30 protein-coding genes are annotated in these 26,069 nt (G+C 60.7%); 6 read left to right on the forward strand and 24 right to left on the reverse strand.

From position 1 onward, the window contains the following. Nucleotides 1-8: 8 nt before the first annotated feature. Nucleotides 9-1,307, reverse strand: coding sequence for an ATP-dependent DNA helicase (locus ACWFSR_RS14220; RefSeq protein ID WP_197106838.1), 1,299 nt, complete (start codon nucleotides 1,305-1,307; stop codon nucleotides 9-11). 95 nt (nucleotides 1,308-1,402) lie between these two features. On the opposite strand from ACWFSR_RS14220, the gene ACWFSR_RS14225 reads away from it, so the two are divergent. Both ACWFSR_RS14225 and thrC read left to right on the forward strand, forming a co-directional pair. After that, complete coding sequence (locus tag ACWFSR_RS14225) at nucleotides 1,403-2,443, forward strand: hypothetical protein (protein WP_197106839.1); 1,041 nt, start codon at nucleotides 1,403-1,405, stop codon at nucleotides 2,441-2,443. A 51-nt stretch (nucleotides 2,444-2,494) separates the two neighbouring features. Beyond that, nucleotides 2,495-3,928, forward strand: coding sequence for a threonine synthase (gene thrC / locus ACWFSR_RS14230; RefSeq protein WP_447522722.1), 1,434 nt, complete (start codon nucleotides 2,495-2,497; stop codon nucleotides 3,926-3,928). Nucleotides 3,929-3,938: 10 nt separating this feature from the next. Here the strand turns inward: thrC and ACWFSR_RS14235 are convergent, their stop codons facing one another. The 9 genes from ACWFSR_RS14235 to ACWFSR_RS14275 all read right to left on the reverse strand — a co-directional run bounded on the left by ACWFSR_RS14235 (nucleotide 3,939) and on the right by ACWFSR_RS14275 (nucleotide 10,411). Then, nucleotides 3,939-5,900: a cytochrome c oxidase assembly protein gene (locus tag ACWFSR_RS14235; RefSeq protein ID WP_447522723.1), complete on the reverse strand. Its 1,962-nt coding sequence runs from the start codon at nucleotides 5,898-5,900 to the stop codon at nucleotides 3,939-3,941. 117 nt (nucleotides 5,901-6,017) lie between these two features. After that, nucleotides 6,018-6,308 (reverse strand): HU family DNA-binding protein, encoded by a 291-nt coding sequence (locus ACWFSR_RS14240; protein ID WP_100387826.1) that lies wholly within the window; start codon nucleotides 6,306-6,308, stop codon nucleotides 6,018-6,020. A 72-nt stretch (nucleotides 6,309-6,380) separates the two neighbouring features. Next, a complete protein-coding gene (rpsN, locus tag ACWFSR_RS14245) occupies nucleotides 6,381-6,686 on the reverse strand; it encodes a 30S ribosomal protein S14 (protein WP_197106841.1) in 306 nt (101 codons plus the stop codon). A 2-nt stretch (nucleotides 6,687-6,688) separates the two neighbouring features. After that, nucleotides 6,689-6,856 (reverse strand): 50S ribosomal protein L33, encoded by a 168-nt coding sequence (gene rpmG, locus ACWFSR_RS14250; protein WP_009773536.1) that lies wholly within the window; start codon nucleotides 6,854-6,856, stop codon nucleotides 6,689-6,691. Beyond that, on the reverse strand, nucleotides 6,856-7,092 hold the full coding sequence (rpmB, locus tag ACWFSR_RS14255) for a 50S ribosomal protein L28 (RefSeq protein WP_129072582.1): 237 nt from the start codon (nucleotides 7,090-7,092) through the stop codon (nucleotides 6,856-6,858). Before rpmB ends, rpmG begins: the two co-directional genes overlap by 1 nt. Nucleotides 7,093-7,253: 161 nt before the next feature. Beyond that, nucleotides 7,254-7,637 (reverse strand): Fur family transcriptional regulator, encoded by a 384-nt coding sequence (locus ACWFSR_RS14260; protein WP_197106842.1) that lies wholly within the window; start codon nucleotides 7,635-7,637, stop codon nucleotides 7,254-7,256. Nucleotides 7,638-7,651: 14 nt separating this feature from the next. Further along, on the reverse strand, nucleotides 7,652-8,560 hold the full coding sequence (locus ACWFSR_RS14265) for a metal ABC transporter permease (RefSeq protein ID WP_447522724.1): 909 nt from the start codon (nucleotides 8,558-8,560) through the stop codon (nucleotides 7,652-7,654). Then, a complete protein-coding gene (locus ACWFSR_RS14270; protein WP_447522725.1) occupies nucleotides 8,557-9,393 on the reverse strand; it encodes a metal ABC transporter ATP-binding protein in 837 nt (278 codons plus the stop codon). Before ACWFSR_RS14270 ends, ACWFSR_RS14265 begins: the two co-directional genes overlap by 4 nt. A gap of 16 nt (nucleotides 9,394-9,409) precedes the next feature. Continuing rightward, entirely contained in the window at nucleotides 9,410-10,411 is a 1,002-nt protein-coding gene (locus ACWFSR_RS14275; protein WP_447522726.1) for a metal ABC transporter solute-binding protein, Zn/Mn family, read from the reverse strand. 154 nt (nucleotides 10,412-10,565) lie between these two features. Between ACWFSR_RS14275 and ACWFSR_RS14280 the strand changes: the two genes are divergently transcribed. Then, nucleotides 10,566-11,819 carry an FAD-binding protein gene (locus tag ACWFSR_RS14280; protein ID WP_447522727.1) on the forward strand — a complete coding sequence of 418 codons (1,254 nt, stop codon included), beginning with the start codon at nucleotides 10,566-10,568 and terminating at the stop codon, nucleotides 11,817-11,819. Nucleotides 11,820-11,823: 4 nt separating this feature from the next. On the opposite strand, the gene ACWFSR_RS14285 is transcribed toward ACWFSR_RS14280, so the two are convergent. The 5 genes from ACWFSR_RS14285 to ACWFSR_RS14305 form a co-directional block, all read right to left on the reverse strand. Then, complete coding sequence (locus tag ACWFSR_RS14285) at nucleotides 11,824-12,957, reverse strand: AI-2E family transporter (protein ID WP_447522728.1); 1,134 nt, start codon at nucleotides 12,955-12,957, stop codon at nucleotides 11,824-11,826. A 70-nt stretch (nucleotides 12,958-13,027) separates the two neighbouring features. Next, nucleotides 13,028-14,416 carry a dihydrolipoamide acetyltransferase family protein gene (locus ACWFSR_RS14290; protein WP_197106847.1) on the reverse strand — a complete coding sequence of 463 codons (1,389 nt, stop codon included), beginning with the start codon at nucleotides 14,414-14,416 and terminating at the stop codon, nucleotides 13,028-13,030. Between the two features lie 14 nt (nucleotides 14,417-14,430). Next, complete coding sequence (locus tag ACWFSR_RS14295) at nucleotides 14,431-15,408, reverse strand: alpha-ketoacid dehydrogenase subunit beta (RefSeq protein WP_197106848.1); 978 nt, start codon at nucleotides 15,406-15,408, stop codon at nucleotides 14,431-14,433. Beyond that, a complete protein-coding gene (locus ACWFSR_RS14300; protein ID WP_197106849.1) occupies nucleotides 15,408-16,523 on the reverse strand; it encodes a thiamine pyrophosphate-dependent dehydrogenase E1 component subunit alpha in 1,116 nt (371 codons plus the stop codon). Before ACWFSR_RS14300 ends, ACWFSR_RS14295 begins: the two co-directional genes overlap by 1 nt. A gap of 24 nt (nucleotides 16,524-16,547) precedes the next feature. Further along, a complete protein-coding gene (locus ACWFSR_RS14305) occupies nucleotides 16,548-17,618 on the reverse strand; it encodes a histidinol-phosphate transaminase (RefSeq protein ID WP_447522729.1) in 1,071 nt (356 codons plus the stop codon). A 174-nt stretch (nucleotides 17,619-17,792) separates the two neighbouring features. Between ACWFSR_RS14305 and ACWFSR_RS14310 the strand changes: the two genes are divergently transcribed. Then, the gene (locus ACWFSR_RS14310) at nucleotides 17,793-18,188 is read left to right on the forward strand and encodes a phage holin family protein (RefSeq protein WP_197106851.1); all 396 of its coding nucleotides are present in this window, start codon (nucleotides 17,793-17,795) and stop codon (nucleotides 18,186-18,188) included. Here the strand turns inward: ACWFSR_RS14310 and ACWFSR_RS14315 are convergent. Together ACWFSR_RS14315 and ACWFSR_RS14320 are read right to left on the reverse strand one after the other, a co-directional pair. Continuing rightward, nucleotides 18,185-19,612: a hypothetical protein gene (locus ACWFSR_RS14315; protein ID WP_447522730.1), complete on the reverse strand. Its 1,428-nt coding sequence runs from the start codon at nucleotides 19,610-19,612 to the stop codon at nucleotides 18,185-18,187. The two genes, ACWFSR_RS14310 and ACWFSR_RS14315, sit on opposite strands and share 4 nt — an antisense overlap. After that, nucleotides 19,602-19,862: a hypothetical protein gene (locus ACWFSR_RS14320; protein ID WP_197109176.1), complete on the reverse strand. Its 261-nt coding sequence runs from the start codon at nucleotides 19,860-19,862 to the stop codon at nucleotides 19,602-19,604. Before ACWFSR_RS14320 ends, ACWFSR_RS14315 begins: the two co-directional genes overlap by 11 nt. 125 nt (nucleotides 19,863-19,987) lie before the next feature. Between ACWFSR_RS14320 and ACWFSR_RS14325 the strand changes: the two genes are divergently transcribed. Together ACWFSR_RS14325 and purB are read left to right on the forward strand one after the other, a co-directional pair. After that, the gene (locus ACWFSR_RS14325) at nucleotides 19,988-20,518 is read left to right on the forward strand and encodes a low molecular weight protein-tyrosine-phosphatase (RefSeq protein WP_447522731.1); all 531 of its coding nucleotides are present in this window, start codon (nucleotides 19,988-19,990) and stop codon (nucleotides 20,516-20,518) included. A gap of 8 nt (nucleotides 20,519-20,526) precedes the next feature. Beyond that, the gene (gene purB, locus ACWFSR_RS14330; RefSeq protein ID WP_447522732.1) at nucleotides 20,527-21,918 is read left to right on the forward strand and encodes an adenylosuccinate lyase; all 1,392 of its coding nucleotides are present in this window, start codon (nucleotides 20,527-20,529) and stop codon (nucleotides 21,916-21,918) included. A 113-nt stretch (nucleotides 21,919-22,031) separates the two neighbouring features. Here the strand turns inward: purB and ACWFSR_RS14335 are convergent, their stop codons facing one another. The 7 genes from ACWFSR_RS14335 to ACWFSR_RS14365 all read right to left on the reverse strand — a co-directional run bounded on the left by ACWFSR_RS14335 (nucleotide 22,032) and on the right by ACWFSR_RS14365 (nucleotide 26,069). Continuing rightward, the gene (locus tag ACWFSR_RS14335; protein WP_447522733.1) at nucleotides 22,032-22,463 is read right to left on the reverse strand and encodes a hypothetical protein; all 432 of its coding nucleotides are present in this window, start codon (nucleotides 22,461-22,463) and stop codon (nucleotides 22,032-22,034) included. Next, nucleotides 22,463-22,798, reverse strand: coding sequence for a hypothetical protein (locus tag ACWFSR_RS14340; RefSeq protein WP_447522734.1), 336 nt, complete (start codon nucleotides 22,796-22,798; stop codon nucleotides 22,463-22,465). Before ACWFSR_RS14340 ends, ACWFSR_RS14335 begins: the two co-directional genes overlap by 1 nt. An 89-nt stretch (nucleotides 22,799-22,887) precedes the next feature. Continuing rightward, nucleotides 22,888-23,223 (reverse strand): hypothetical protein, encoded by a 336-nt coding sequence (locus tag ACWFSR_RS14345; RefSeq protein ID WP_447522735.1) that lies wholly within the window; start codon nucleotides 23,221-23,223, stop codon nucleotides 22,888-22,890. 89 nt (nucleotides 23,224-23,312) lie between these two features. Beyond that, nucleotides 23,313-23,708, reverse strand: coding sequence for a hypothetical protein (locus ACWFSR_RS14350; protein WP_447522736.1), 396 nt, complete (start codon nucleotides 23,706-23,708; stop codon nucleotides 23,313-23,315). A 29-nt stretch (nucleotides 23,709-23,737) separates the two neighbouring features. After that, complete coding sequence (locus ACWFSR_RS14355) at nucleotides 23,738-24,073, reverse strand: hypothetical protein (RefSeq protein WP_447522737.1); 336 nt, start codon at nucleotides 24,071-24,073, stop codon at nucleotides 23,738-23,740. 203 nt (nucleotides 24,074-24,276) lie between these two features. After that, entirely contained in the window at nucleotides 24,277-25,032 is a 756-nt protein-coding gene (locus ACWFSR_RS14360) for an iron ABC transporter ATP-binding protein (RefSeq protein WP_447522738.1), read from the reverse strand. Next, a complete protein-coding gene (locus tag ACWFSR_RS14365) occupies nucleotides 25,029-26,069 on the reverse strand; it encodes an iron chelate uptake ABC transporter family permease subunit (RefSeq protein WP_447523455.1) in 1,041 nt (346 codons plus the stop codon). Before ACWFSR_RS14365 ends, ACWFSR_RS14360 begins: the two co-directional genes overlap by 4 nt.

The raw sequence follows: 26,069 nt of genomic DNA on the forward strand, positions 1-26,069 counted from the left end.
CGGGGGAGTCAGGCCTGAATAGCCGGGATGGGCTGGGCCCGGGACATGAACCGCACGACGTTCTCGTCAACGATGATGTCACTCGGGCGCAGAGGCCGAGTCAGGTAGAGCCCTTCCAGCCTGCTGATCCGACTGAGGGCAACGTAGGTCTGGCCGGGAGCGAAAGAGCGTGGCCCGAGATCCACTATCGCGCTGTCGTAGGTCTTGCCCTGTGATTTGTGGATCGTGACCGCCCAGGCGAGCCGCAGCGGAAACTGCGTGAACTCGGCAACGACATCTTTGCGAAGCGCTTTCGTGCGCGCCGAGTACGAATATTTGAACTTCTCCCACGCGACGGGCTTCACTTCGTAATCGCGCCCGTCGATCTCGACCCACACGGTGTCAGCGATCTTAACGACAGTGCCGACGCTGCCATTGACCCAGCGCTGAGTGCCGCCCTCTTGAGTGTCGTTGCGCAAGAACATCACTTGCGCGCCCACCTTGAGCTCAAGGGATTCATCGGCGGGGTAGGCGCGACCGCCGAACTCTCCCGAAATCTCGGCCTTCGCCGTCAGTACCCGACCGGGGAGTCGCGCGAGCGCTGTCGCGTTGATGCGCGTGACGGTGCTGTTCGTGGTCGCAAGGGTAATCGTGCCGTCGTTGGGTGCGGGGCGCGCGCCCACCGCGTTGAGACGGCCTGCGATTTCAGCGGTGACGCCGTTGTGGCGCACGGCATTGAGCATGTATTTGAACTCATCCTCATGCTGGCGATGGATGCTCGTGAGTTCGTAAATCGTCAGGTCGGTCTGTTGCCACACGAGAGCGTCGAAGAACCAGATCGACTCGTAGCGGTCTTCGAAGTAGGCCCGCTCATCCGGGTCGCCCGGAACCGGGGCCAATTGATACGGATCACCGAACAACACGACCTGCACCCCACCGAAAGGCTCCTTCTTGCGCTGACGAGCCTGGCGCAGGCTGCGGTCAATCGCATCGAGAAGGTCGGCGTTGACCATCGACACTTCATCAATCACGAGGGTTTCGATGGTGTTGAGCAGCTTGCGGAGTTGATCAGTCTGTTCGAGCTCGTGGTCGGCGATGACCCCGATAGGCAGTCGGAACAGCGAATGGATGGTCTGTCCGCCCACATTAAGCGCCGCAACACCCGTCGGAGCACAGATCACAATCTGCTTCGACGTGTTGTGCGCGAGGTGGTTGAGCAGAGTGGATTTACCGGTGCCGGCTCGCCCCGTGACGAAGAGGTTCTCCCGCGTCGTCTCGATGGCAGCGAAAACGGCTGCTTGCTCGGGCGACAGGGTAATTTCGGACACCCAATCACCCTAATGCTGCTGCCTGCTGGTCTCGCGCCCGCGCGCCACAATCTGTGGTTCGTCTCCGGCACGCCTCAGCGGTTTAGGATGTGTGAATGCGTCGCGAGCTTGTTACCTGGTCAATCGTGTTTGGGCTGATCGTTGTCGCCTTCATCACGACTGTCCTCATTGTGAACGCAACCCTGTTCAGCGCGAGCGGCTTTGTGCGCAGTTATCTTGGCGCCCTCGCTCGCCACGACATGGCATCCGCTCTGCAGATTGCTGACATCGAACTGGCCGAAGACCATGGGGCATCGTCCGACGATGGCTCGGGCGCGACGCCCATCGACACGACCGGCGCTGGTTCGATGCTGCTCGCGGGCTCGCACGATCTGTTGCGGCCCTCAGCGCTCAGCACGATTGAGGATGTTGCGCTGGTCTCGCGGGAGATCAACGACGACGGCTCCGAAACCGTCACCTTCGTGTTCGAACTCGATGGCGAGACCTCTCACACCACGTTCACGGTGGAACGCGACGGCACCCGTTTCGGTGTGTTCGCCGACTGGAAGTTCGTCACCGCGCCCCTCACGATCGTGCGCCTCACCGTCTCGAACACTCAAGAGTTCACCGCCAACGGCTCCGAATTTGTCACGCCAGCCCAAGACACTCCTGCGCCCTACGTAGTGTTGGCGCCCAGCAGTTTCGAGCTCAGCCATTCATCCACGTTCCTCACCGCCGAGCCAATCGTCGTGGCTGCCACCGACCCCGGCGGCACTATCCGGGCGCGGCTTGAGGCCGTCGCAAACCAGACCATGATTTCCCAGGTGCAACGCGAAGTGAACGACTACCTCGATGAGTGCGCCACCCAAGTCGTGCTGCTGCCGACCGGCTGTCCGTTTGGCCAGCCCATGGCCAACCGCATCATCACCACTCCGGAGTGGAGCCTGGCGAGCTATCCCGAGGTTTCGCTCGTGCCCGGTGCTGAGACGGGAAGCTGGCTCATGCCGGAGACGGATGCCGCAGCGCACCTCACGGTCGATGTCCGCTCCATTTTCGATGGCTCCATTTCCAGCTTCGATGAAGACGTTGATTTCACCGCGAGTTACCTCGTCACCTTCTTGCCGGACGACCAGTTGCTCATCACACCGCAGTACTAGTCTTCCCCAGCCGATAAACTGGTGCCTCAGCGTCACGAAAGGTAGGACCGATTGCAGTACACCTCTACGCGAGGCCACGCCCTCGGCTCGTATACCGATGTCATCCTCGAAGGTCTTGCGAGCGACGGCGGGTTGGCGGTCCCCGGGCCACTCCCGCAGGTCGATTCAGCCCTGCTCGAGTCATGGCGCGATCTGAACTTTGCCGAACTCGCGACGGCGGTCATCTCACTGTTCGCGAACGACATTGCAGAAGACGACCTCGCGCGCATTTGCCGCGCAGCGTACGACCCGGCCAAGTTTTCTACGAGTGAGATTGTTCCCGTCAGCGACCTCGGCAACGGTCTGACGCTTGTCGGTTTGTCCGAAGGCCCGACGCTTGCCTTCAAAGACATCGCCATGCAGTTTCTTGGCGAGGCACTGGATTTCGCTCTCGCGAAGTCTGACGGCGTCCTCAACATTCTGGGCGCTACGTCCGGTGACACCGGTTCAGCCGCCGAGTACGCGATCCGCGGCAGAGAACGACTCAGCGCCTTCATGCTGTCGCCCCGCGGCCGCATGAGTGAGTTTCAGCGGGCGCAGATGTATTCGCTGCAGGAGCCGAACATCCACAACCTCGTGGTCGACGGTGTTTTTGACGATTGCCAAGAGCTCGTCAAGGAACTCTCGAGTGATGCTGCCTTCAAGCAGGCGCACAATTTGGGCGCGATGAACTCCATCAACTTTGGGCGAATCTCCGCGCAGATCGTCTACTACTTCTGGTCGTGGCTGCGCGTGACCGATGCCGTAGACGTGCACGACCGGGCAGACTTTGAGGTTTCCTTTTCGGTACCGTCCGGCAATTTCGGCAACGTACTTTCGGGTCACTACGCGCGAACGATGGGTCTGCCCATTCGAAAGCTCGTCGTAGCGACAAACGAAAACAATGTCCTCGACGAGTTCTTCAGGACTGGTATCTACCGCCCCCGAAACGCAGCAAATACGCTCGCGACCTCGAGCCCGTCCATGGACGTGTCTAAAGCATCCAACCTCGAGCGTTTTCTCTTCGACCTTCTCGGCAACGATGCGGACCGCCTTCGTGGCCTCTGGCAGCACCTCGGCAACGACGGTTTCGTAGACCTCACCGCAGAGCAGCCACGCTTCCTGGAAGAGTTCGGAATCGTCAGCGGCACGAGCACTCACCAGGATCGCGTCAACACGATCCGGTCAGTCTTCGAGAGCACGCAGGTGCTTCTCGATCCGCACACCGCCGACGGTGTCACTGTCGCCCATGCCCACATCGAGCCCGGTATTCCGATGCTGGTCTTGGAAACGGCAAAGCCGGCCAAGTTCCCCGACGTTATCGCTGAGGCACTCGGCCGCATTCCCGCCACCGACGAGGCCTACCGCGAGATGCTCGAGCTTCCGCAGCACCAGATTGATATGCCCGCGGATCCGAACGAATTACGCGCCTACATAGCGGAACACGCACTCCACTCACGCTCCTAGCCGGGCAGGCTTAGCGCTTAGCGAGCATCTCGTTGTAGGCATCCAGCTCTGCATCTCCGTCGCGGTCGGCCTTGCGGTCGTAGCGCACGGAGGCACGGCGGTCGCTGCGTGACCACATAATCGCCACGGAGATGGCGAGCGCGATGGTGGGGATCTCGCCAACGCTCCAGGCGATGCCGCCACCGATGCGTTGATCCTCGAGCGCCGTCACCCCGTTGTCCCAGCCCATTGCGCCGTACCAGTCCGCCAGCAGCAGCCCGGTGCCGGTCATGAGGCCCAAGCCGAAGAAGGCATGGAACGCCATCGTCGCGAGCAAAATGAGCAAGCGAATCGGGAACGCGGTGCGGTGCGGCGACGGGTCAATCCCGATGAGTGATTGCACGAACAAGTAACCAGAGGCCAAGAAGTGGACGATCATCCACTCGTGCCCGACGTGGTCGGTGGAAGCCCAACGGAACAGCGGTGTGTAGTAGAAAACCCACAGCGAGACGACGAAGATAAGTGCCGCAACTACCGGATGCCCGATCGCGGCCATGTACCGCGAGTGCACGATCCTGAGAATCCATTCGCGCGCGCCGCGACTGCCGTCAGTGCGTTTGGTAATTGCCCGCATTGCGAGCGTGACGGGAGCACCGGGCACGAGCAGCACCGGGATCATCATGCCGAGGGTCATGTGCCCGAGCATGTGCATCGAGAACAGGTAGCCCTCGTAAACATTCACGCCGCCATTGGTGATGTAGAACAGCAGCAACATTCCCAGCACCCAGAACACGGTGCGGTAGATGGGCCAGGAGTCGCCTCGCTTGTGAAGGCGCCAGACACCGGCAAGGTAGAAGAAGATCGCGAACGCGCAGATCAGCACCCAGATGAGGTCGAAGCTCCACAGGGTGAACAGGTTGCTTGCGGTCACGGTCGGGGGCAGCGGGGAGCCGGTGAGGTAGGCCGCGGAGGAGGAGTCGGGCAGGTCAGCCGCCACGATTTCTGGCACCGGAGTGGGTGTCGCCGCGAGAGCGGCGGCCGCGCCGGAAGCGAGCCCCATGAAGGCCAGCTCGGCGGTGACAATCCACCAGAACCATCCGCGCTTCTTGCGGGGGCTGGCTTCGAGCCGGCCGATCGCATAGTTGCGGTACACGGCGCCGAAGAGGCCCAACACGATCAGAGCAAAAACTTTAACGAGAACGAGGATGCCGTAGGGCGACAGCAGGTTCGTCAGGTTCTCGACCCGAATTTCTGCACTCACATAGCCGGAGGCGGCCACCACGATGAAGCTCACGAGTGCCACCGATGAGTAGCGTCGCAGCACGAGACTCAGTCGGTCTTTAGTGAGGGTGGGGCGGGCGATCGCAATCGCGAGGAGTCCGCCGAGCCAGAGTGCGGCGAAGATCAGGTGCAAGAAGATGGCGCTCGTGGCGGCATCGTGGTCGGCGGTTCCGCCGCTGTGGCCCTGTAGCGCCATGGGGATGAGTCCGGCAACGGAGAGCACGAGCACGAAGACCAACGCGCTCATATTGCGCACCGCGAAGCACAAAACGGTCACAACGGCCGCTATGAGCACAGTGGCGAGCCATGCCTGACCCAGTTCGGTAGAGGTCAGAAAACTTGCGAGAACGTCACCAAAGGCGCTGGAGAGGTCAATGGGCTGGTTGCGCACCGCCAAAAACGTGAAAAACCCCGTAATAGCGGATGCCACAGCCCACACAGCGGCGCCAGCGGCGGCAAAGTCGAGAGTGATCGCGAATTCGTCGCGCTTGGGGCTCATCGCGAAGACGGCGATCATGAGCCCGCCGATGGTTGCCGCAAGCCCGAGGTTGACGAAGAGTTTCGCGATCGGTAATCCCCAGCGCACAACAGCACCGGGGTCAAGAAGGATCGGAACCGCAGCGCCGCCACCGAACTGGAGACCGACGATAGCCGCGATTGCTGCCACAAGGATCAGCAGGGCGGGTCCGGCGATCCGGCTGATTCTTAGCACCCCTCAAGAGTACTCGCGGTTAAACGGGAGTTAGCCCGACGCCGAACTCGCCTGAGAGTAGGCGGGAACGCAAAAAGGGCGACATCCCGAAGGATGTCGCCCTTTTAAAGTTGCTACTTAGCCCTTGGCTGCTGCCTTGAGCTTGCTGCCTGCGCTGAGCTTTACGCCGTGGCTGGCCTTGATCTCGATAGCTTCACCCGTCTGCGGGTTGCGGCCGGTGCGAGCCTCGCGGAAGGTACGCTCTGCAGCCATCCATCCGGGGATCGAAACCTTGGTTCCTTCGCCGACCGACTTCGAGAGTACGGAGAAGAATGCGTCAACGACGCCGGAAACGGCAGCCTGGCTCTGGCCAGACTCTGCGGCAACCGCCGCTACGAATTCAGTACGGTTTAGCGACTTGTCAGCCATAAGGTGGTCCTCCTCGGACGTAGTGCAGTTAGTTGTTCCGAAACGTTAGAAAACGTCGGAACCGCTTGGAATCTACCAGCTTGACTTGGTAATTCCGGGCAACTCGCCCCGGTGAGCCATTTCACGGAAGCGAACACGGGAAACACCGAACTGCTTGAGGTATCCACGGGGACGTCCGTCAATGGCGTCGCGACCGCGTACGCGGATCGGCGATGCATCGCGGGGGAGCTTCTGAAGTCCGAGGCGTGCAGCCTCGCGTGACTCGTCAGTTCCGGCGGGGTCGACGAGAGCCTTCTTCAGCTCGAGACGACGCTCGGCGTAACGCGCAACGATAACTTTGCGCTGTTCGTTCTTTGCAATCTTGCTCTTCTTAGCCATGTTTAGCGCTCCTCGCGGAATTCAACGTGCTTGCGAACCACCGGGTCGTACTTCTTGAGTACGAGGCGGTCGGGGTTGTTGCGACGGTTCTTGCGCGTCACATAGGTGTAGCCCGTTCCAGCAGTTGAACGGAGCTTGATGATCGGACGTACGTCCTGTGCCTTTGCCATTAGATTTTCTCCCCACGTGCAAGGAGGTCCTTGACAACGGATTCGATGCCACGAGCGTCAATTACCTTGATGCCCTTTGCGGACAGCTGAAGAGTTACGTTGCGGCGAAGCGACGGTACGTAGTACGTCTTCTTCTGGATGTTCGGGTCGAAACGACGCTTGGTGCGACGGTGCGAGTGCGAGATTGCGTGTCCGAAGCCGGGAATGGCGCCGGTCACTTGGCAGGTTGCTGCCATGGTGATACTCCTGTTCTAGTTACCGTAAGGACAAAGCCTTACCCAAGATCACTTGTCGGCACACACACTGCATTCTTCTCAAACCCGTGTTTTCGCACGAATTCAATCGGGGTGGGATGTGTCTGCGAGAGCGGAAGATACCGCTCGATCAACGGTATATGTTACGTGCTAGAGCACGCTGGGCACAACCCGAAAACGTCAACAATGTGGTGAGGGTCGGTAAAGCCATGTTCTGCGGCCACATTCTTGGCCCACTGTTCGACGGCATCCGCCTTGATTTCCACGGTTGTTCCGCACTCGCGGCAGATCAAATGGTGGTGGTGCGAGTCGGGCGTGCAGGCCCGAAACAGGCTTTCGCCGTCTTGTTGCAGCGAGTCAGCGTCGCCCGCTCCGGCGAGGTCTGCCAGGGCCCGATAGACGGTGGCAAGGCCGATCGCGCTTCCTGCGTCGCGCAGCGCCCCGTGGAGCGATTGAGCGCTCACGAAACCCTCTGACTGACTCAGAGCATCCCGCACCGCTTCTCGCTGCCACGTATTGCGCTTCATAGTCGTCATTCTAACTATTTCCCCGCCGGGGTTGCTGTGATCAGTTCAGCTCCGGATGCGCGGCTCGTGCTGCGGCGACCACCATGAGCACGGCGAGCGCCCACCACCCGGCAGACCAGGTAAATCAGGAACGAGATCGTCGTGATGTACGGACTAATCGGCAGCGAGCCACCGATCGCCAACAGAACGCCGCCGGTGGCCGAGACAAAGCCGAAGATCATGCTGAGCACCGGAACCAGACGCGGCGACGAGGAAACCTGCATCGCGGCTGCCGCCGGCGTCACGAGCAACGCCATCACGAGCAACGCACCGATGATCTGCACCGCAACGGCCACCATCAGGCCGAGCAGCACCATGAACCCGAGCGAAAGCATCCGCGAAGGAACACCGCGCGCCGCAGCAACCTCAGGATCGAGGCTGTCGAACGTAAGCGGTCGCCAGACAACGAACAGAGCGGCCAGCACGACAACGCTGATCACGATCAGTAGGCCAAGTTGCTCGCTATCGACCGAAATAATTTGCCCGGTGAGGAGCCCAAACTTGTTTCCACTGCGTCCGGGGTAGAGCGCCAGAAACAGGATGCCCAAACCCATCCCAAACGGCATGAGCACGCCAATAATCGAGTTTCGATCGCGAGCCTTCGCCCCGAGCATCCCGATCAGAATGGCGGCTACAAGCGAGCCGGCAATGGAACCCGCCACCACATTGGCACCAAACAACAGGGCTGCTGCTGCTCCCGCAAACGAGAGTTCGCTGATGCCGTGCACGGCAAAAGCCATGTCGCGCTGCATGACGAAGACGCCAATGAGCCCACCGGCGATACCGAGCACTGCCGCGGCAATGAGCGAGAAACGCACGAGGTTGAGCAATTCGCCATAGTCGCTGAAATTGACGACCTGGCTCCAGAAGTCTGCGAAGGTCACGCGATCTCCTCCTCGTGGTGGTGATCGCCCTGGGGGATACCGGCCACAATCACGCGGCCGCCCACCCGCACAACCTCAACGGGAGTGCCATAGAGCTCAGTGAGCACTTCGCTGCGCAGCACTTCATCTGGGGTGCCAATCGTGAACTTTCCGCCAGCCAAATACAGGATGCGGTCGACCATGCCGAGCACCGGGTTCACATCGTGCGTCACGAAAATGACCGCAGTGTTGTGTTCGCGACGTCGACGGTCGATGAGTTCAGAGACACCACGCTGGTGCTGCAGGTCAAGGCTCAACAAAGGCTCGTCGCAGAGCAACAACACGGGGTCGGCTGCCAGCGACTGCGCGACCCGCAACCGTTGCTGCTCGCCGCCCGACAGCGAACCAAGGGGCTGACCCGCATACTCGGTCGCGCCGACGTCCGCGATCAGTTCATCTACCCGCAGGCGAACGCTGTGGGGGAGTGTTGGTACACCAAAGCGGTGACCGTTCACCCCGAGCGTGACGAGATCGCGACCACGCAGGGGAGTGCCTGGCGCCGCAAGTTTCTGCTGCGGAATGTAGCCAATGCAACGATCTCCGCGGTGAACCGGATGCCCGTTCAAAGAAATCGTGCCTGAATCCAGCTTCTGCTGCCCCAGGATCGCCTTCAACAAACTCGACTTACCGGAACCGTTCGAGCCGAGCACCGCCACAAACTCGCCAGGTGCGACATCGAGATTGAGGCCAGACCAGAGCGTGCGCGACCCGAAGCCGAGCACCCCATCACGGATGCTCAGCACGGGTGTTGCTGCTGCAGTGCTGTTCACGGGCTCTGCTGTGGTGCTGGTCACGCGGTCACCCTGCTCATTAAGCAAGGGCCTCCGCGAGTGCATCGAGGTTTGACGACATCCATTCGACATAGTCTGACCCCTCAGGCAGGGTCTCGGTGAACGACACCACCGGAAGTCCCGCCTCCACTGCAGTCAGACGCACTCGCTCCGTTTCAGGGCTTGAGGTCTGATCGTTGTACGCGAGCAGGGCGATGTGATCGTCTTCGACGAGCGCGAGAACTTCGAGAAGGGCCGAGGGGGGCACATCAGATCCTTCCTCAATGGCCTCGGTGAAGTCGGTGGGAGTGTCATTGTGGAGCCCAACAGCCTCAAGCAAGTAGACCGCTACCGGCTCAGTGACCGCAGCACCACGGTCGCCTGAGGTCTCGGCGATCGTGTCGGCCTGTGCCTCAAGACCCTCAAGCTCAGAGAGGTAACTGTCCAAGTTGGTGTTGAACAGATCGGCATCGTCGGGGCTGAGCGAAATCAACTCTTCGGTGATGTGCTCGGCGATGTGCTCCATGGCGTGGAAGCTGTACCAGACGTGCTCGTTGAAGCCCTCGATGTGATCGTGGCCGTCATCCGTGGTGTGGTCGTCGGCCTCATCTTCGGCGTGGTCATCCTCAGCGTGCTCGTCTTCAGCATGGTCGTCGTCCTCAAGGAGGCCTGACTCGTCAACGGCGGTCACGAGAATCGCGCCCTCACCGGCCGCTTCGTAGAGTGCTTCGGCGAAGGGGTCATAGCCACCGCCGTTGACGATCACAAGTTCTGCCTCCGAGACAGCGAGCTGGTCGCGGGCTGAGGCTTCGTAGCTGTGGGGGTCTTGGGCTGCGCTGTCGATGAGGCTCGTGACAGTCACAGCGTCGCCGCCGAGAGTGGAGACAAGGTCGCCATAGACGATCGTGGAGGCAACGACGGTGATCGTGCCGTCATCCTCAACGGGTGTGGCCGCCGCGCACCCGGCAAGGGTGAGGGCAGAGACTGCGAGAACGGCACCCGCGGTGAGGGCGCGTGGTCGGGAAGTGGTGAAGCGAGACATCAGAATGTCCTTCTAAGGCCGAAGCCAGTCGTGGTAATGAGATTCGTTATCAATAGAGTACATGATGAATTGCTGTCGGCGAATCAGGCAACACACGTGTCTCGCCGATAATCTCGATCGCGGCGAGCAATTCGCCGTTATCGAAAGGATCGCCGTGTCATCCACCACCACAAACTGGGCAGGCAACCTCACCTACAGCGCCGAGACAGTCCTGCACCCGACGTCCGCCACTGAGGTGCAACAACTCGTCGCCCAGTGGCCCCATGTGCGTGCGCTCGGCACCCGGCATTCTTTCACCGACATCGCCGACACCCCTGGCGCGCTGATTTCTCTGGCTGAACTCGATCCCGCGATCCGGATCGACCCGACAACGATGACCGTCAGCGTCGCCGGCGGCACCAGTTTCGGCATCCTGATCAACGAACTCGAAAAACACGGTTTCGCCCTCCACAACACCGGATCGCTGCCGCACATCTCGGTGGCCGGCGCGACCGCAACCGGCACTCACGGTTCAGGAGACGGCAACGGCATCCTCTCCACGGCCATCGCCGCGGTGGAATTGGTGACGGCAGACGGCTCCCTGGTGACCCTCGATCGCACCAGCGCGCACCTGCCCGCGCTGGCCGTCGGGCTCGGAGCCTTTGGCATCATCACGCGCGTCACCCTCGACATCGAACCGAGCTACCGCGTGCGCCAAGACGTCTACCGCTTCGCGCCGTGGGAAACCGTGCTCGAACAACTGGATGACGTGATGGCCAGCGCCTACAGCGTCAGTCTCCTCGCAGACTTCGCGAGCCCCACCGTCATGCAGATCTGGTTGAAAACCCGTCTGGCCGACGGAACGGAACCCGAGGTCGCATCCACCCTGTTCGGCGGGGTTTGGTACGACGACTCCGAAGAACTTACGCCCGAAAACGTGAACCCGCGCGCCAGTGTGCCCGGCCCGTGGTCAGAGCGGATGCCGCACTTCCGCCTTGACGGTCAACCGTCTAACGGCGGCGACGAGCTCCAAAGCGAGTACTACGTGGCCCGCGAGCACGGCGTCGAAGCGTTGGAGGTGCTGCGAACTCTGGGCACCCAAATCTCGCCCCACCTGCTGATCTCGGAAATCCGCACCGCCGCCGCCGACTCACTCTGGATGAGCCCCGCCTACGAGCGCGATGTTCTCTGCATCGGCTTCACCTGGGCTAAACATCCGGCCGAGGTCGCGGCGCTACTCCCCGTGATCGAACAGGCTCTCGCGCCCTTCGCACCGCGGCAGCACTGGGGCAAGTTGTTCCACTATGGCGCCGACGTCATCCACGAACGCTTCCCCCGCAGCGGCGACTTTCTTGCACTGCAGCGCGAGTATGACCCGCAGGGCAAGTTCTGGAATCCCTTCCTCGAACGCACCCTCGGGCCCCGCTAGCGCGCTACTTCTTTTTCTCAGGAGCCGAAGCAACGCTCGGCGTGTGCCCATTTTCGTTCCAGGTCTTGAGAATCGCCCAACCCACCGCTGCGATCGGCACGGCAAGCACAGCGCCCACGATGCCGCCGAGGATCGTGCCGGCCGTCAACGCCACCAAGATGACGAGCGGGTGGATGCTCAGGGACTGCGCCATCACGACGGGCTGCAGGAAGTTGCCCTCGAGCTGGTTGACCAGCACGACGATGCCCAGCACGATGAGTGCCACAACCCAGCCATTCGTCACGAGAGCGACGACCGCGGCAAGGATACCGGCGACGGTGGCACCGACGAGTGGGATGAAGGCTCCCAAGAAGACGATCACCGAGAGGGGCAGCGCGAGCGGTACCTGCAAGATCGTGAGCCCAATACCGATACCGAGCGCGTCGACGGCGGCAACCGTTGCGGTTCCTCGAACGTAGCCACCGAGAGTGCGAACCGCGGTGTGGCCGATGCGGTGTCCTCGTGCGAGGCGTTCGCCTGACATGGGCTTGAGGAAGAACTCCCAAATGCGGTCGCCATCTTTGAGGAAGAAGAACAGGATGACCAGGCCGAGCAGAATTCCGGTGACAATCTGCGCCGCCGCAGACACTCCCTGAATGGCGCCGAGGCCGAAGGTCGCGCTCGTCACGAAGTCGATACCCGCGTTCCACGCCTCATCGAGGGCAGCCTGATCAATTGCGAACGGACCATCAAGCGCGAAGTCCTTGAGCTGCTCGAATCCTTCAACCGCCGAGTCGGAGAGCTCAGACCACTGGTCCTCCACCGCAAACACGACTGCGGTGACCAAGCCACCGAACACCGCGATGCCGCCGAGCAACGCGATCCAGGTCGACAGAGCGCGCCCGACACCGCGGCGCCGCATCCACACCACAATCGGGCTCGCGGCAGCAGCGAAGATCAGGGCGATCAGCACGGGGATGACGACGAGCTTGAGCTGCGTGAGAGCAAAAACGATCACCGAAACCAGCGTGAGCAGCAAGAGCACTTGCAGAGCCCGAATGGACCAGGCTCCTAAGCGGTCGGTCCACAGCTCGTGAATTCCGGGGCGCTTCGAATCGGATGCTGGCGCTACTGCAGACGACTTTTTCTTCGTGACCATGCGGCCACATTACCTACCGTTTCAGGTAATTGAGTGCAACGCCGGGTGGTTAGTGTCGAATGCTCGGCTGTTAGTCGAGCAGGAGGGCAGGCTCTTCGAGCACACTCGCGAGGTCGGCCACGAAACGGCTCGCGACATCCCCATCAACGATGCGGTGGTCGAAGCTTGCGCTGACCGTCGTGACGTAGCGCGCCCGCACTTCGCCGTCGACAACCCATGGCTTCTGCTTGATCGAACCCAGGGCCACGATCGCGGCCTCACCCGGGTTGATGATCGGCGTTCCCGTATCCATGCCATACGAACCGATGTTGGTGATCGTGATCGTGCCGTTCGACATTTCAGCGGGCTGCGTCTTGCCATCACGCGCGGTGAGGGTGAGCTGTTCCAGGGATTTCGCGAGCTCGAGCAAGCTCAACTCTTGAACGTCCTTGACGTTCGGAACAATGAGCCCACGAGGCGTTGCTGCCGCAATGCCCAAGTTCACGTAATGGTGAACGATGATCTCTTTATCGGTCCAGCTTGAGTTCACCGTGGGGTTGCGGCGCACAGCCCAGCTCACGGCCTTCGCCATGATCAGCAGCGGGCTCACTCGCACGCCAGCGAAGTCAGTGGAGTTCTTCAGGCGCTTCACGAACTCCATGGTTCGCGTGGCATCCACGTCAGTAAAGACACTCACGTGCGGCGCCGTGAAGGCACTGTGCACCATGGCTTTCGCGATGGCCTTGCGCACGCCCTTCACGGGAATGCGTTCTTCGCGCTCGTCGCCCCACTCGGGAGTCTCGATATTGCGGAAGACGCTCGCCTGCGACGCGTGACGAATCACGTCTTCGCGAGTGGTTTCACCGGCCAACCCTGTCGCTACGACCTCGGCGAGTTCAACACCCAGGTCTTTGGCGAGCTTGCGGATCGGCGGCTTCGCGATGATCGGGCTGGCGAATGACGCAGGCACGGATGCCGGGCGAGGCTTTGCTGCTGCGGCGGCAGCGCCATCCTTCGCAGGCTGCCCACCCTTGCGACGGCGCGAACTGACATGCCCGCCCGTGCCGTAGCCAACAAGGACCGCTCCGGGCTTGTCATCGTCGTTAGCAATTGTGGATGCCGTGTCAGCGACGGCAGCGGCAGCGTCGTCGGCCGCACTGCTCTCTGCCCCAACGTCGGACATCATCCCGTGGCTTTCGTCTTCACCTGAACCGGGTGCGGTCAGCTCGACTGAGCCGCCGACGGATTGCACGCTGATGATCGGGGTGCCAACCTCAACGGTCGACCCCTCCTCGACCAGCAGCTGTTGCACGGTACCGGCGAAAGGCGAGGGGAGTTCGACGAGCGACTTAGCCGTCTCGATCTCCACGAGAACCTGGTTCACGACGATTTCGTCGCCGGGCGCAACCTTCCAGGAGACGATCTCGGCTTCAGTAAGCCCCTCGCCCACATCGGGGAGAGGAAATTCAGATACGGCCACGGGGGCCTCCTTCGTCAGTAGGCCAATGCCCGGTCGACAGCATCCAAGATGCGGTCAACACTGGGCAAGTACACGGATTCCAGCTTGGCAGGAGGGAACGGGGTGTCGTAACCACTCACGCGCAGCACAGGTGCCTCGAGTGAGTAGAACGCACGCTCTGCCACGGTAGCCGCAACCTCCGAGCCCACGCTGACATTCCCGGGTGCCTCTTGAACAACAACAACGCGGCCCGTTTTTTGGGCGGATGCCACAATCGGGTCGTAGTCGATGGGGGAGAGCGATCGAAGGTCAACAACCTCGACACTCGTGCCTTCCTCGGCGGCGAGCTCAGCTGCTTGCAGCAGCATCGACACGATCGCACCGTGACCCACGAGGGTCACTTCGGTGCCGTCACGCACTACCCGGCTGGAGTGAGTGGCGATACCGGCCGACTCGCGGTCAACCTCGCCCTTCTGCCAGTAGCGGGACTTGGGCTCGAAGAACATCACGGGGTCGTTGCTCGTAATGGCTTCTTGAATCATCCAATACGCATCGTGCGGCGTAGCGGGGCTGAGCAGACGCAACCCGGCAGAGTGCGCAAAGTAGGCTTCGGGGCTCTCTTGGTGATGCTCGACGGCACCAATGTGTCCGCCGTAGGGAACACGAATCACGACAGGCATCTGAAGCGTGCCTTCGTGGCGCGCCGTCAGCTTCGCCAGTTGGGAAGTGATCTGGTCGAAGCCGGGAAAAATAAAACCGTCGAACTGGATCTCGCACACCGGGCGGAATCCGCTCATGGCAAGCCCGATCGCGGTACCCACGATGCCAGACTCAGCCAGGGGAGTATCGAGAACCCGCTTGTCTCCGAACTCAGCCTGCAGACCCTCGGTGACTCGAAAGACTCCGCCGAGCGGCCCAATGTCTTCACCCATGAGAAGTACTTTGCTGTCGCTGCCCATGGCGGCGCGCAATCCCTCGTTGAGGGCCTTCGCCATTGTCATCGTCTCAGTCATTAGTTGCCCTCTTCAAACGATGCCTCGAAGTCGGCGAGTGCTGCGCGCTGCGCATCCATCACCGGATGCGGGTCGGAATAGACATGGTCGAAGAGCGTCGACGTGGCCGGCACCGGCAATTCGGTGATGCGCTTGCGGATGTCGGCAGCGAGGTCGTCGCCTTCAGCCGCGATTTCGTCGAAGAACGCTTGGCTCGCGCCGCGGCTCCGCAGGTAGGTGTCGAAGCGCGTGATGGGGTCGCGCTGGGCCCAAAACTCGAGTTCGCTGTTCTCGCGGTACTTCGAGGGGTCATCACTCGTGGTGTGGGCACCCATGCGGTAGGTGAGGGCCTCGATGAAGCGGGGGCCTTCGCCAGCGCGGGCAGCATCCAGGTTGGCTTTGCTCACGGCGAAGCTTGCGAGAACGTCGTTGCCGTCGATTTGAACGCTCGGGATGCCGAAGCCTTCGCCGCGCAGATAGAGCGGCGTGCGCGACTGGCGTGAGACGGGAACCGAGATAGCCCAGTGATTGTTTTGCAAGAAGAAGACTTGAGGGGTTTGGTAGCTGGCGGCGAAGACCATTGCTTCGCTGACGTCACCCTGGCTCGTAGAACCGTCGCCGAAGTAGACCATGACGGCCGCATCGGTGTCGGGGTTGCCGGTGCCCGAGCGACCTTCGAGGTTCATGCCCATGGCATAACCGGTGGCGTGCAGCGTCTGCGAACCGATCACCAGCGTGTAGAGGTGGAAGTTGTCGTGGTCTTTCGGATCCCAGCCACCATGGCTGAGGCCGCGGAACATCGACAGGATTGTGATCGGGTCAACGCCGCGCATGAGCGCAATGACGTGTTCCCGGTAGGAGGGAAAGAGGTGGTCTTGAGGTTTGGCGGCGAGCGCTGAACCGACCTGAGCGGCCTCTTGGCCGTGGCTCGGAACCCAGAGGGCAAGCTGGCCCTGACGCTGCAGGTTTGCTGCCTCAATATCGAAGCGGCGCATCACCACCATGTGGCGGTGGAATTCCTGAAGAGCGTCATCACTGAGCTTGTCGACATACGGGAGGTACTGTTCGCTGGCATCGCTGTGAACGAGCGTGCCCTCGGGAGACAGCAGCTGAACCGTCGCGGCGGTATAAGACATTCGACTAATCTAACGCGGCCAGCGTTAGATCGTTTCCCTTGAAGCGACAACCTCTTGCGCTGCTCTTAGGAGTTTCTCCACAGATTCCTCTTCGCCAACGCTCACCCGAAGGCCTTCGCCGAGTGCACGAACGACGATCCCGTGTGACCGGAATACCTCTGCAGCCCAGTCGGTTGCTGACCCGGTGGGCAACCAGACGAAGTTGCCGTTGGGGGCGGGCACGTCCCAGCCTTGCTCGCTGAGGCCGGCAACGATTCTGTCGCGCACCGCGTTAATGCGGGTCACCCGCTCCAACAATTCATCTTCATGTTCGAGGGATGCGATAGCTGCTTTCTGCGCAATCTCCGTTACCGAAAGCGGAATCGCTACCGCTCGCGCTGCATCCATCACATATTCGGGGCCAACCGCGTAGCCGATGCGGAGGCCTGCAAGGCCGTAAGCCTTGGAGAAGGTGCGCAGCAATACAAGGTTGGGGTAGGTGCCGACGAGTGTCTCTCCGCGCACGGCATCGGCGTCGGTCACGAACTCGCGGTAGGCCTCATCGAGAACGACAAGAACGTTCTCGGGAACCGTTGCCATGAAGTCGCGGAATTCGGCATCCGTCACCACAGTGCTGGTGGGGTTGTTGGGGCTGCAGACAATAACAACGCGAGTGGATGCCGTGATGGCGTCGCTCATTGCCGCCAAGTCGTGCCGGTGGTCGCCCTGGTTCGCGATCTGCACGCTTGTGGCTCCGGCCGCAGATACGAGTAGCGGGTACGCCTCGAAGCTGCGCCAGGCGTAGATGACCTCGTCGCCGGGGGCTGCGGCGGCGCTCACGAGTTGTGCGAGCACGGCTACCGAACCTGCCCCGACCTGCACGCTGTCGGGGGTTACGCCGAAGCGTTCAGCAATCTGCGCACGCAATACAGCGGCGGATGCGTCGGGGTAGCGGTTGATGGTGTCGGTGGAGAGTTGCGCGAGCACTGATGGCAGCGGCTCGTAAGGGTTTTCGTTGGAGGACAGCTTGAAGGCATCCGCGGCGGCAGGCGCACCCTGGCGGTAGGGCACGATGGCGGCGATTTCGGGCCGAAGCTGTACTCGTTTGCTGGTCACCTCACCAGCCTAGGGCCGTGAGTGGGAACGTTCGTTTCGCGCCTGTGACAATGTGCCGGTCGAATCGGAGGTTCGGTTATGCGTCGGGTCGTGTCTCGGACCGCATCTCGGGTTCTGGCGCAGTTCAGTGGATGGTCATTGCGGCAGCACAAACGCGTGCTGCATAGTTGTCGTATGAGAATCATCGTGCGCTTGCTGATCAACGCTCTTGCTTTGTGGCTGACTACGGTGGTTGTTGCCGGGGTCGAGATCATTCCTTTTGCTCCGGGCGGAACGGTTGAGGTCATTGTGACCTTCCTGCTGGTCGCTGCCGTCTTCGGCATCGTGAATGGGGTGCTCGGCAACCTGATCCGCATTGTCGCTTTCCCGCTGTACGTTCTGACGCTGGGCCTTCTTGCTCTCGTGGTGAATGGTCTGCTGCTGTTGCTCACGAGCTGGATCTCGGGCCTCTTCGGGTTCGGTCTCGTTGTTGACGGGTTCTGGTGGGGAGTGCTTGGCGCCCTCGTCTTGGGTCTCATCAGCTGGTTCATCGGCATCCTTGTTCGGCCCGTTGTAGGCCGCAAGCGCTAAGGCTGCACCCGCTCGTACTCGTAACTAGTGACGGTGGTTACAGCATCCTTGTGAACGGTCGGCGTTAGGTTCGACACAATGTCGCGAAGAAATTCACTGTCTGTGCCGTCCAGGAGGCGCGCTGTTTCTCGATACTCGTCGAGCTGATGGGCTGGCGCCATAACACCGTCGGGTAGCGGACGGCCAGCAAAGACCTCTCGCTCCACGATCACCGCGTGCTGATTTCCTTGAATCCCCCCAGCAGCCGGAACGATGTCATCGCTGTGTTCGAAGAGGAGCGTGGGAACCGTTGGTGGGATCTTGATTTGACCCGTGTTGCCTCCGAACCCGACTAAACCGGTGACGTTGTAGTCTTCCGATTCTGCGAGCCGCGCGCTGATCGCTGCCCCCTGAGAATGCCCGGTCAAAGCAACCGCGCTTTCGGCGGTAATACCCGCTTCTGCCATCGCTGCAACCACAGCGCTATACGCCGCTGCTTCCTGATCTGCAGCAAGGCTGAGATTGCTCGTGCCATCGAACGGTTGCTCGGAGTCAGAAAAAGCGAAATCAACGGTTCCGGAAACGTACACCTCGAATGAGTCGTCCTCTCCGGGAAATGATGTCTTTTCTATTCGGATCTGAAACGGCAAATCTGGGGTCGGTTGGGCAATTCGGTTGGCGCGTTCCTCGACAGAATGAGCAGGCTCCACGCGAGTTGTGTCGCTCTTACTGACCAGTTGCACCGGCGTTTCTTTCAGCACCCCGGCGACACCTCCTAGCCGCTGGAGCGCCCCGGCTGCGGTGGGAAGCCCCAGAACACCCGCGGCGCTCAAGACACTCACTAGTGATGGCGGTAACCCTGCGGCTCCCGCCAAGAACTCATCGGCATTCATCACACCGAAGCGAACGGCGAGCACATACGCCGGATCGCTTATGAGTTCGTTGAGTTCAGCAGTGAACTTTTCGCTGACGAACACTTCTGCTGGATTGCGGCCCGTGACGAGAGCTGCTGCTGTGATCCCTAACAGAACCGGCACCGCTGTCACCGACAAAGCCAACACTGCGGCGTGCGTCGGGAACAAAAAACCGAGCCACGCCGCGGCATCGGCCATGATCTTGCGGGAGACTCCCTCGGCGAAGGCTTCGGCCAACCCGTAGCTGTCGGCAGCGAACCGCACGAGATTACTCAGGTGCTCGGCACGATGAGCGACTCTCTGAAGGTCAGAGAAAGCGAAGTCGAGATCATCCTCGGCGCGGGCGGCAGCGGTGGGGATGCCGAGCGTCTCCAATTGGCTAATGGTGAGCCGGGCATCCACCATCTGAATGGCACCAGCGATGTCCCGCGTCATTTCGGCCGTGCGCTGGAGTGCGCCGACAGCAACGAGCATTTCCTCCGTAGATACCGAAACACTGCCACCACCGGAGATGATGAGTTCATCCGACATAGGAGCCCATCTGCTGAAGCGCCAACATCGTTCGATGTTCTGCCGTCTCGACCAAGGTTCGTGCTTGCGCTAGGTCGCGGTGCAGCTCAAGCACCCCGGCATCGAACAGCTCTTGGGCCGGGCCGCGCCAGTCGATGCCTGCGCGGGGGAGTAGCTCCCGCACAGAGCTGAGCCGTTCAATAATCATGCGGAGCTGTTGGGCTTGAAATTCAAGTGCGACGCGGGCAGTCGCATCCAGAGGTGTATTCACTGATCGCCTTTCGATGTCACAACTCTCGCCAAACACCGCCCCACGCACTGGTTGCCAGCACGCATCGGGGAAGGAAATCCCTGAGCCAGCGATGTTGAGGAGTTGAAACTGCGACAGAATGAACCATGACCTTCGAGCGAGCACTCTCCGACTCGACCGCCTTCAGGGTCTGTTTCGTGTGCACCGGCAACATCTGTCGGTCGCCCATGGCCGAAACCGTGTTCCGAGAACTCGTTGCTGAAGCTGGGCTCCAGGACCGCATCGCGGTGACCTCAGCGGGCACCGGCGACTGGCACGTAGGCGAAGCAGCCGACGACCGCACCATTAGTGCCCTTGCAGCACGCGGCTACAATGGTTCTGGGCATCGCGCCCGCCAGTTCGACCCCGAATGGTTTGACAAGTTCGACCTCATTGTCGCGTTCGATCGAGGACAGGAACGAATTCTGCGCACGTGGGCACCCAACGATCAAGACCGATCGAAAGTGCAGCCCATGTTGAGCTTTGACAGCGAACTCGCTCCGCTCATTGACGTGCCAGACCCCTACTATTCGGATGCCGCACTCTTTGATCATGTCCTCGGCATGATCGAGCAGGCTTGCGGCTCACTATTTCGTCAGATCACGCCAGGTATCTCGGCATCCACCGCAAACAACTAGGGAGCCCCATGAGCCCGTTGCCCGTTCAACCACTGAGCCCCCTCGATGGTCGCTACCGTCCCGCCGTTTCGGCTCTGGGCGAGCACCTCTCCGAGGCAGGCCTCAACCGGGCCCGCGTGCACGTTGAGGTCGAATGGCTGATTTTCCTCACGAGCAAGAGCCTGTTTGGTTCGAGCCCGATGAGCGCCGACCAGGTCACCGCCCTGCGCGCCTTCGCCACCGATTTTGGCCAAGAGCAGATCGATGAACTCGCTCGCCTCGAAGCCACCACCCGCCACGACGTCAAGGCCGTCGAGTACCTGGTGCGCGCCAAGCTCGACGAGCTCGGTCTCACCGCGATCGCTGAACTCACTCACTTCGCCGCCACGAGCGAAGACATCAACAACCTCTCTTACGCGCTCACCATTTCGGATGCCGTACGCGAAGTCTGGCTGCCCAAGTTCCGTACCGTGCTCTCTGCGCTTCGCGAGCAGTCCGAGCTCATGCGCGACAACGCGATGCTCGCTCACACCCACGGTCAGCCGGCGACACCGACCACCATGGGCAAGGAATTCGCGGTCTTCGTGTACCGTCTCGACCGCATCCTGACTCGCATTGAGGGCATCAGCTACCTCGGCAAGTTCAGCGGAGCGACTGGCACGTTTGCCGCCCACCTCGCTGCAGACCCCGAGCAGAACTGGCCAGCCCTCTCGAAGGAGTTCGTTGAGTCCCTCGGGCTCGACTGGAACCCCCTGACGACGCAGATCGAATCGCACGACTGGCAAGTGGAGCTGTACCAGGCCACCAGCCACGCCAACCGCGTGCTGCACAACCTCTGCACCGACGTATGGTCGTACATTTCGATGGGCTACTTCCGCCAGATTCCGCAGGCGGGCGCAACGGGTTCGTCGACAATGCCGCACAAGATCAACCCGATCCGCTTCGAAAACGCTGAGGCCAACCTTGAGCTCTCGAGCGCTCTTCTCGAGTCGCTCGCTCAGACTCTCGTGACCTCACGACTCCAGCGCGACCTCACCGACTCCACGACGCAGCGCAACGTGGGTGTCGCCTACGGTCACTCGCTGCTTGCTCTCGACAACATCGAGCGCGGCCTCAAGGAGATCGCCCTCAACCCTGATGCTCTCGACGCTGATCTCGACAGCAACTGGGAGATCCTCGGCGAGGCCATCCAGACGGTCATTCGCGCCGAGGTCACCGCGGGCCGCAGCACCATCAGCGATCCCTACGCCATCCTCAAGGAACTCACGCGCGGCAAGCGCATCAACTCCGTCGACCTCACCGAGTTCATCTCAGGGCTCGACATTGGTGCGGATGCCAAAGCACGTTTGCAGGCGCTCACTCCCGCCACCTATGTCGGCCTTGCCAGCTCGCTCGTCGACTACCTCGGCGACACCAAGTAGTTCACGCTCTACAGAAGGCCGGTCTCCTCGTGAGGCCGGCCTTTCGTGTTTCCACCCGTGATCGCTCTGTTCGACAGGTGCGATTGGGCCACATTATTCAGGCGGTGGATGCACTATGGCACATCGGGCGCGTCTGAAAAGTACGGACCAAAGTCGCTCAATCGGTACTGCACACCCTTGAACGTGCAGCGGTTGTAACCGTCGCCGCGACGCACACCCAACCCCTGCGGCCGCCACGCGAGAACCGCTTCAATCGCAAGGAGAACTACCGGATCACGGTTTTCCGCAGAATCAAAGTAGACCGGGCTCAGGCCCATTTCGAGCTGCCCTATCGGGCTGGTTCCGAAAGCTCCGATTTCTATGTCGTACCAAGGCTCGGATTCACCCCGCTGCTCCTCCACGCGACACTCATAGGGAACCTCCACCCCATCGACGGTGATCGCAACGATGCTCACCAAACCTTGCTCAATCCGACCCACCACGCGCCAGCTGAGGCCACGTTCAGGATCCGTCATTTCTGTCCGGGAACCATTCGTCTGAAACATCAGCGCCCCTCATCGTCAAAGTACGGACCAAAGTCACTCAATCGGTACTGCACGCCCTTGAACGTGCAGCGGTTATAGCCGTCGCCGCGACGCATCCCGAGCCCATGGGGCTCCCAAGCGAGAACCGCCTCAATCGCTAAAAGCACTATCGGATCGCGGTCTTTCGCAGAATCAAAGTAGACCGGGCTCAGGCCCATCTCGAGCTGCCCTATCGGGCTAGTGCCGAAAGCTCCGATTTCTATATCGAACCAAGACCCGGACTCCATTCGCTTCTCTCGCACGGAGTACTCATAGGGAATCTCTAACCCATTGACGGTGATCGCAACGATTATCACTAAGCCTTGCTCTATCCGTCCAACCACCCGCCAACTGAGCCCCCGCTCGGAATCCGTCATCTCCGTCGATGAACCATTCGTCTGAAACATCAGCGCCCCTCATCGTCGAAGTACGGACCAAAGTCACTCAATCGGTATTGCACGCCCTTGAACGTGCAGCGGTTGTAACCGTCGCCCCTGCGCATCCCAGCTCCATGGGGCTCCCAAGCGAGAACCGCTTCAATCGCGAGGAGAACTACAGGATCGCGTTCTGTTGCAGAACCAAAGTAGACCGGGCTGAGGCCCAGTGTGAGTTGGCCAGTAGGACTAGTGCCAAAAGCTCCGATTTCTATGTCAAACCAAGGCTGGGTCTCGTTCCGCTTCTCTTGCACGTAGTACTCATAGGGAATCTCCACCCCATCGACGGTGATCGCAGCGATAGTCACTGTATTTTGGTCGATTACTCCGACAAGTCGCCAGCTCAGCCCCCTTTCGGAGTCCGTCATTTCCGTCTTTGACCCATTTGTCTGAAACATCAGCGCCCCTCATCGTCAAAGTACGGACCAAAGTCACTCAATCGGTACTGCACGCCCTTGAACGTGCAGCGGTTATAACCGTCGCCCCTGCGCATGCCAAGCCCGTACGGTCTCCACGCGAGAACCGCTTCAATCGCAAAGAGAACTACCGGATCACGGTCTTTCGCAGAATCAAAGTAGACCGGGCTGAGACCCATCTCGAGCTGACCTATCGGACTAGTGCCGAAAGCTCCAAGCTGAATGTTGTACCAAGGGTCAGATTTGTCGAGCTCCTGCTCGACCCGGTATTCGTAAGGAATCTCCACTCCGTTGACCGTTATCGCGGCAATACTCACCAAACCCTGCTCTATGTCGCCTACATAGCGCCAGGTGGTTCCCCTATCAGGGTCCGTCATCCTCGTATCTGACTCGCTCAGCTGAAACATCAGCGCCCCTCATCGTCAAAGTACGAACCAAAGTCACTCAATCGGTACTGCACGCCCTTGAACGTGCAGCGGTTGTAGCCGTCGCCGCGACGCACGCCTAACCCCTGTGGCCGCCACGCGAGAACCGCTTCAATCGCAAGAAGAACTACCGGATCACGATCTTGCGCAGAATCAAAGTAGACCGGGCTGAGACCCATCTCGAGCTGACCTATCGGACTAGTGCCGAAAGCTCCGATTTCTATATCGAACCAAGAACCGGACTCCGTTCGCTTCTCTCGCACGGAGTACTCATAGGGAATCTCTAACCCATTGACGGTGATTGCAACGATTATCACTAAGCCTTGCTCTATCCGTCCGACAACCCGCCAACTGAGCCCCCGCTCGGAGTCTGTCATTTCCGTCGATGAACCGTTCGTTTGAAACATCGGAACCCCTTATCGTCGTTGCAGGCGATGAATACTCACGACATTACCTGCAGGGGTGCGGCCCGCTGGGACGGGACGGCCGCCGGGGCTAACGGTGTCGTCGTGAGGCAGCGCTAGTAGTACACAGCGAGGGCACCGTTGGGGCCGTCGATGACCTGCACAGGGGTATCAAAGATTCGGGTGAGCACGTCATCGGTCAATATCTCAGCGGGCGTTCCGAATTCGGTGACCTGGCCATCCTTGACGGCACAGATGTGGTCGGCGTAGTGCCCGGCAAAATTGATGTCGTGAAGCACGATGATGATGGTGCGGCCGAGTTCTTGGGCGGCGCGCTTCAGGTGGCGCATCATCTGAACCGAATGCTTCATGTCGAGGTTGTTGAGGGGCTCATCCAGAAGCACGTATTCGGTGTCTTGCGCGAGCACCATGGCAACGTAGGCGCGTTGGCGCTGTCCGCCTGAGAGCTCGTCGAGATAGCGGTCTTGCAGGCCTTCGAGATTCAGAAAGGTGATGGAGTTATTGATCGCCACCTCATCCGCTTCGGTCAGTCGACCTTGCGAATACGGAAAGCGGCTGAACCCCACGAGCTGACGCACCGTGAGGCGGGCGATGAAATGATTCTCTTGCCGCAAGATCGCGATGATCTTGGCGAGGTCTTTCGACTTGGTCTTCGCGACGTCGTAGCCTGCGACTTCGATGTGGCCGGAGTCGATCCCCAGCAGGCGGCCAATCATCGTCAGCAGCGTGGATTTGCCCGCACCGTTCGGCCCTACCAGCGCGGTAATGCCGCCCTCGGGAATCGTGAGGTCGACGGGACCAATGGTCACGTCGTGCCCATAGCTTTTGCCCACATTGCTCAGGGTGATCACAGTCGTCCCTTTCTCAGAATGACGATGAGGAAGACGGTTCCTCCGACAAGTTCAACAATGATCGAGACCACTCCTTGCGCGTAGAACAGGTTCTTCATCACGAAGTACGCTCCGCCCAGCACCACGAACCCGGCCAAGACTGCGATCGGGAAGATGTGGCGATGGTCGTAGGTGTCCGCGAATTGATAGGCGAGCGTCGCGACCAGGAAGCCAAAGAAGGTCATCGGGCCGACGAGTGACGTCGAGACCGCCATCAGAATCGAGACAAAGAACAGCACGCGCATGATCTCGAAGCGGTAGCTGATTCCTAGATTCGTGGCAGTGTCCGAACCCAGCGCAATGATGTTGAGACGCCGGCCCTGGGAAAGCAGCACGGTGCCGGCCACTAGGCAGAGCACGAGCGAGATCGGCAGGTAGCTGGCATCCGCATTCGAGATGGAGCCGAACAGGCGGGCGGTCAGGATGTCGAACTCACTGGGCGTGAGCAGGCGCTGCATGAACGTCGAGACCGCTCCCAGCCCGCCGCCGATGATGATGCCCACGAGCAGCATGATCTGCAGGTTGCCGTACTTTCCAGAAAGCAACCAGCCGTACAGCAGCAGCGAGAGGCCGACCATCAGGGCGATCTGAAGCAAGAACTGGGGGAGACCCTGCAGGGCGACGATGCCGCTGATGCCCAGGAAGTACACCGCAGAGGTTTGAACGGCCACATACAGCGACTCGAAGCCCATGATGGATGGCGTGAGAATCCGGTTGTTTGTCACCGTCTGAAAACTCACGGTTGCGATCGCCTGACAGAAGGCCACGACGGCAATCACGATCACGTTGGTGGCGCGCAGCTCAGCGATGAGCCAGAACCCTTCGGTGCCCACCGGCATCGGGTTGTTCCAGGCGAGCAGGCCGAACCCGATCGCCACAGCGAGCACACTCAGGATGCTGAGCAGCGTCCAGTAGCGGCGTCGCGCCCGCACCGCGGGGAACGGCCCCGTCACGCCGGGCGTCCCGACGCTAACAGTCGCTTTCTCCCGCGCATCCAC

This window comes from Salinibacterium sp. NYA9b, assembly GCF_976973725.1.